8 protein-coding genes are annotated in these 5,287 nt (G+C 43.2%); 6 read left to right on the top strand and 2 right to left on the bottom strand.

The window, feature by feature from the left end; genetic code table 11:
• The first annotated feature begins 348 nt into the window (after positions 1-348).
• On the top strand, positions 349-1,440 hold the full coding sequence (locus VIP81_RS03645) for a ParM/StbA family protein (RefSeq protein ID WP_331957119.1): 1,092 nt from the start codon (positions 349-351) through the stop codon (positions 1,438-1,440).
• A gap of 9 nt (positions 1,441-1,449) precedes the next feature.
• Positions 1,450-1,914 carry a polymer-forming cytoskeletal protein gene (locus tag VIP81_RS03640; protein ID WP_331957118.1) on the top strand — a complete coding sequence of 155 codons (465 nt, stop codon included), beginning with the start codon at positions 1,450-1,452 and terminating at the stop codon, positions 1,912-1,914.
• Between the two features lie 129 nt (positions 1,915-2,043).
• On the opposite strand, the gene VIP81_RS03635 is transcribed toward VIP81_RS03640, so the two are convergent.
• On the bottom strand, positions 2,044-2,277 hold the full coding sequence (locus VIP81_RS03635; RefSeq protein WP_331957117.1) for a DUF3820 family protein: 234 nt from the start codon (positions 2,275-2,277) through the stop codon (positions 2,044-2,046).
• Between the two features lie 94 nt (positions 2,278-2,371).
• Between VIP81_RS03635 and VIP81_RS03630 the strand changes: the two genes are divergently transcribed.
• From VIP81_RS03630 to VIP81_RS03620, 3 genes are all read left to right on the top strand, one after another.
• The gene (locus VIP81_RS03630) at positions 2,372-2,809 is read left to right on the top strand and encodes a nuclear transport factor 2 family protein (protein WP_331957116.1); all 438 of its coding nucleotides are present in this window, start codon (positions 2,372-2,374) and stop codon (positions 2,807-2,809) included.
• A 108-nt stretch (positions 2,810-2,917) separates the two neighbouring features.
• Positions 2,918-3,331, top strand: coding sequence for a response regulator (locus tag VIP81_RS03625; RefSeq protein WP_331957115.1), 414 nt, complete (start codon positions 2,918-2,920; stop codon positions 3,329-3,331).
• A 113-nt stretch (positions 3,332-3,444) separates the two neighbouring features.
• The gene (locus VIP81_RS03620) at positions 3,445-3,774 is read left to right on the top strand and encodes a hypothetical protein (protein ID WP_331957114.1); all 330 of its coding nucleotides are present in this window, start codon (positions 3,445-3,447) and stop codon (positions 3,772-3,774) included.
• On the opposite strand, the gene VIP81_RS03615 is transcribed toward VIP81_RS03620, so the two are convergent.
• Positions 3,761-4,642: an SAM-dependent methyltransferase gene (locus VIP81_RS03615; protein WP_331957113.1), complete on the bottom strand. Its 882-nt coding sequence runs from the start codon at positions 4,640-4,642 to the stop codon at positions 3,761-3,763. The two genes, VIP81_RS03620 and VIP81_RS03615, sit on opposite strands and share 14 nt — an antisense overlap.
• Positions 4,643-4,904: 262 nt before the next feature.
• Here VIP81_RS03615 and VIP81_RS03610 point away from each other — a divergent pair.
• The coding region (locus VIP81_RS03610) for an Lrp/AsnC ligand binding domain-containing protein (RefSeq protein WP_331957112.1) at positions 4,905-5,287 on the top strand (383 nt) is incomplete at its 3' end.

The raw sequence follows: 5,287 nt of genomic DNA, 5'->3' as shown, positions 1-5,287 counted from the left end.
GGGGAAGGCCTTCGGCCTTTGTCTTTTTCAGGATTATGCTGATTATAATGATTGCGCTGATTTATTTCGTTTTGAAAGCGTAAATAAAATGATATATCAATAAAGGATATCATCAAGACAATCATCATAATCTTACTAATCAGTATAATCCTGAAAAAGACAAAGGCCGAAGGCCTTCCCTCCCCATTCTATTTTGAAATTCAACATGGCTGTATTAAATTTAGCGTAAATTCATTGGTTGTCATCCCCTTGTTCTAATATTTTATATCTTTAACCGCTATTTCAATCCCGATGAAAACCCTCCTGCAGGAGAGTCACGGCTACATTCGTTATTTATAACAAAGCACTATGAAAGTATCTACAACCAGCTTCCCAAGCGTATTTGAGACCGCATTTGGAAACACAGAAAATTCAAGTAAGGACTTGCTCAATGGATTAAAAATTAAAAAGGATGACACCTGGTACCTGGTGGGCAACCTTGCCAGAAGAGGTGGTATTAATCCGGGTAGGGTCACCAATGCGGCGCCGTCTGAGGAAGATTATGAAATATTATTTAAAGCGGCTTTGTTAAATACTATTGATAAAGTACAACAGCCTATTGCCCTGACAGTTGGTTTTCCGTTCTCTACCTATAACATTTACAAAACGGCCGCTGAGCAGTTTTTAAGTAAAAGACATTTCCTGATAGACTACGATACACAAACCTACAATACCAAAGGCTCTTTCAAAAAAGCTATGTTTGATATTGAGAAATATGAAGTGATCCCGGAAATCGTGGGTGGTATTATCGGATTAAAGAAAACCATCAACGAGCCGCAACTGGATAACTTCATTGCCATCAGTTTTGGATTCGGCACCATTGAAGGTGGCATGGCTACTGGTGATGGTTTGATTCACCGTACCTGTTTCAGTTCTCATGGTATCCGCTATGCGATTAATAATCTGACCCGTGAGCTGAATCAGAAACATTACCTGGAAATGAAAAATGAGCACCAGGTGGATGATGCCTTTATGAAAGGTTCTATCTTCACTAATCGCAAGCGTATTGATTTGCGTGATATGCGTAAGGGTGTGCTGACCCAATATTACAAAGAGGTAGTATCTCCGCTGATGCGTAGTTACTTCACGGATCTGGATTTTGAAACCTGCGAAAAAATTTACCTGATGGGTGGTGGCGCCCACTATCGTGAGCTGACGGATGCTTTTGTAGAAGAATTCCGTGACTTTATTCCGGTAGAAGTAGCACCTGAACCTGAAAAACTGATGAGTATCGGTTATCTTTACAATTCATTAAGAATTTCAGATAACAAACCACAGAGAAGTGTAGGTCTGGATCTTGGCAACTCCAGCTCTATTGTTTCTACTTTTGAAGATCAGGTGCAGCATACAGCGAGTGCCACACCGACTCCGAATTTGAATCCCAATCCCATCACCCTCTAATATTTACGTGTGATCAACGTCAGGCATATTTTCCGAAATATAATTGTTCCCGGAGCTTTCCGTATTCCCAAAACAGTATCCGTAAATGGTAGCATTGATGCTTCGGTTTCTGGCCGGATAGATGGCAATGTGCGGGGCGATGTAAAGACGAGTGGTAAACTGGTTGTGAGTGAAACGGCAAGTATACGCGGCCATATTTATGCTACCGATCTGGTAGTGCATGGAAAAGTGTATGGCGATGTCTACATCAGTAATAAAGCGCATATCAGCAACAAAGCCCTGGTAAAGGGAGATGTAAATGCGATGGTACTTGAAATAGAAGAAGGGGCTGTGGTGGAAGGTGCTATCCGTAAAAACGTACAGCCGGTTCAAAAAAATGAACATACTACCGAACCCGAAGAAGTAAAAATATCGGCTCCGGCAGATGTTGCCGGTTCCCATGAAGAGGAAGAACAGAACACCAGTTGGTTCTGAAACAGCTTTTAGCCATTAGCTTTTAGCAAAAATGCAGCGGAGAACAAACAGCGAAAGTTAAACGATCAACTACGCTAATGTCTCCGCTGCATTTTTGCTAAAAGCTAAAAGCTAATAGCTAAAAGCTGTTTAATATCTTTTCTTTTTCAGGGGATCAAGCAATTGCGCCAGTCCATTCATTTTAATCACCAGCATGGTTTCCAGCAGCATGCCCAACTTGCCCTTCGGAAAGCCTTTGCGTTGAAACCATTCCAGGTAACTCACCGGAAGGTCACAAAGGATTACATCTTTATACTTACCAAATGGCATCTTCATCACTACCAACTGTTGCAGCAACTCCGGATCGGGCTGTGACATCTCCATAAAATCGGGATTTAAAATTAAGGTACAAATTTAAATTATAAATCTGTTTTCGCGTGCTTCTTCGTATTTTGTAAATGCTCAAAATACATCCTGTATGAAAAATTGCCTGTATCTGCTTCTTGTCCTTTCCTTTGCCGGATGCGTTCAACCCGGCGGTAAAATCAGTCTTGCCAACGCCAATACCGTGGTGGTAAAAGAACTCTTTGACGCCTTTAATGATCACGACTGGACCCGGATGGCCGCTTGCTACAAAGACACTGCCACTTTCCTGGATCCTTCCCTGGGTTTGGAACCGGTGCAACATACCCGTGCAGCAACCATCAAAAAATACCAGGAGTTACAGCAGATGTTTCCTGATGTGCAGGATGAAGTGGTGAATATGTATGGCGACAAAAACCATATCACCGTTGAATTTGTGTCGTTCGGCACCGGTGCTGACGGTAAAAAGTGGAAGCTTCCTATGTGTACTGTATTTACGGTGGAAGATGGAAAAATAGTGAAAGACAATACCTATTACGACAATAGCCACTAATTATTTTTGAGCGCACCTGCTAAAAGGTTTAGCTACAGGGCTTGATAACCTTCTCAGCCATATAACAGGAATAAAGCGTACATTAGTATTCTTGCAGCAATGATATATATGAGCGCTAATAATCCCCAGGAAATAACGACCCTGTTGCTTGTGGATGATGATCCGGATGATCAGGAATTTTTCAAGCTGGCCCTCCATACAATAAGGGAGCACATTTCCTTTGCGGCGGCGGGTAACGGACAGGATGCCCTCGATCAGTTAACGACGGCAGTTTGTACGCCGGACCTGATCTTCCTGGATATGAATATGCCTTTAATGAACGGGCTAACGTTTTTACAGAAAATAAAGGCCTCTGCTACGCTTAAACATATCCCTGTCATCATTTATTCTACCAGTGATGAACCGCATGAGATCAGCATGGCCAGGTCTATGGGAGCCGTTGATTTCGTTACCAAGCCTACTAAGTTTGAAGAGCTTTGCCAGTTGCTTCGCGAGAAACTGGCCTTACATGGGAGTGCCTGAGCATATTTTTCACCGGAAATTTCCCCACGTTTACCGGAACCAGGCCGCCACCCGCCTGCCGGCTATTTACCCCGGATACGAGCCCGGCTACATTTGTATAAAATACCATACAGATGTTTACGGCAACCCTTTCACTGGCCTCCATTTACCTCAGCATATTACACCTGATTTATCATCATGCTACCAGCAGCATAGCCGGCTTTCCACTTAATATGGCCCGGGATTCCGCCCTGCGTGAGCGTATGGGCGATTTGACCCTTTCCTTTTTGTTGTTCTTTCTTCCGCTGCCTTCCATATTACTACATAGTCGTTTATGGCTAAGCGTTACTACCTTCTTAACCGGCATTAGCGCCGTGGAAGAATGGCATACCTGGCGGGAATTATATAGCATGAATACGGAGCGGGCGTGGAGAAAAACGGCATTGTTAACTATTCGTCCTTAGACGCCATACGACGGGCATAGGCCACCCGATAAAATTCATATCCCTTTTCGGAGCGTTCAGGTAAATATCGTTCCCGGTATTCGGTTGCCCCCAGATCTTCTTCCAACATAAAATCAAAGGACTTCAGGTAGCCGGGTAAAGCCGCCGGCTCAAAACCAAAGGTCCATCGCTCTTCCAGTGTAGCTACGTCCTGCAGCAATTTTTCGCCGCCATAGAAGGCGGTTGGTTCCTGGAGTACCTGCTGATGTACATAGGTAAAAATCACGACAGAACCGGGCGCAAAGCGCTGCAAAAATGCAAAGGTGCTGTCTATCGCCTCCTTATTCAGATAGTTGGTGACGCCTTCCCAGATAATGGCGGTGGGCAGCGTAAAATCGAAATTATTTAATGCGCCCAGCTGATCCAGACTTTGCTTGTTAAAGTCGATCTGATGATAAAATACTTTGGCGGGGATTTTATGTGCGCGTAGTTTGGCGAGTTTATACGCCGCTGTATTAGGATGATCGATCTCTATTACTTTAAGATGCTCCAGGAATGGTAAACGTAATCCGCGGGTATCAAAACCTGCTCCCAGAATAAATACCTGCTGCGCACCGTTGGTCACCGCCTGTTGCAGCAGGTCATCAATATATTTTGTGCGTGCAATGCCGGAAGACAATGCACCAGGAATTTTTTTACGGATAATCCTTTCTGCAATGGCCCTCCAGCCGGGAATGCGGCATAACCACACCCCTGTTCTCAAACCATTGTCCAGGAACCAGGCGGCAAAGCGGTCTGTAAAAAGTCGTTGATCTTTGGGCCGGGTAGTTTCTAATGCCCTGAACAGGGCCATGTATTGGGCTGTTCTACTTGTCACATTAGCTTTCATGGATTGTATTTTACAAGGGATAATAGCATCTGTTCATCAATTTAGTTAAAAATTATGACTCCTTATATGCCTTATAAAATCAACCATTCATGGGTTTAAAAGGGCAGGCAAAACTGGTATTAAAATAAAAAAGGGCATTATAGCAATCCATTTTGCGATTATTTCAAAAAAATACCTATTTTTAGAAAATATTCTAAATTGCGTTGCAAAAATGAGCCACTCATTAAATATTGACAAATTAGACCTACAAATCATCTCGGAAATGTCAACCGATGCCGGGATATCCTACGCAGAGTTAGGAAAAAAGCTCTTTGTTTCCGGCGGTACTATTCATGTACGCATCAAAAAGCTGCATGAAATGGGCGTGATCAAAGGTACCCGTTTACAGGTAAATCTGCGGGCCATTGGTTACGATGTACTGGCCTTCATTGGCATTTACCTCGAGAAAAGTTCCCTGTATGAAAATGTAGCGAAACAATTATTAAAGATTCCGCAGATTGTACGGTTAAACTATACAACCGGTTCCTACAGCATGTTTGCGGAAATCATTTGTAAAGACAGTGGAGAATTACGTAAAATTTTACAGGACGATCTGCAACATATTAAAGGGATAGAACGCACTGAAACCATCATTTCGCTGGAAGA

Source organism: Chitinophaga sp. (assembly GCF_036566945.1).
Classification (GTDB): domain Bacteria; phylum Bacteroidota; class Bacteroidia; order Chitinophagales; family Chitinophagaceae; genus Chitinophaga.
Note: the sequence above shows the minus strand (reverse complement) of the source record. Positions and strands in the feature narration are given on the sequence as shown.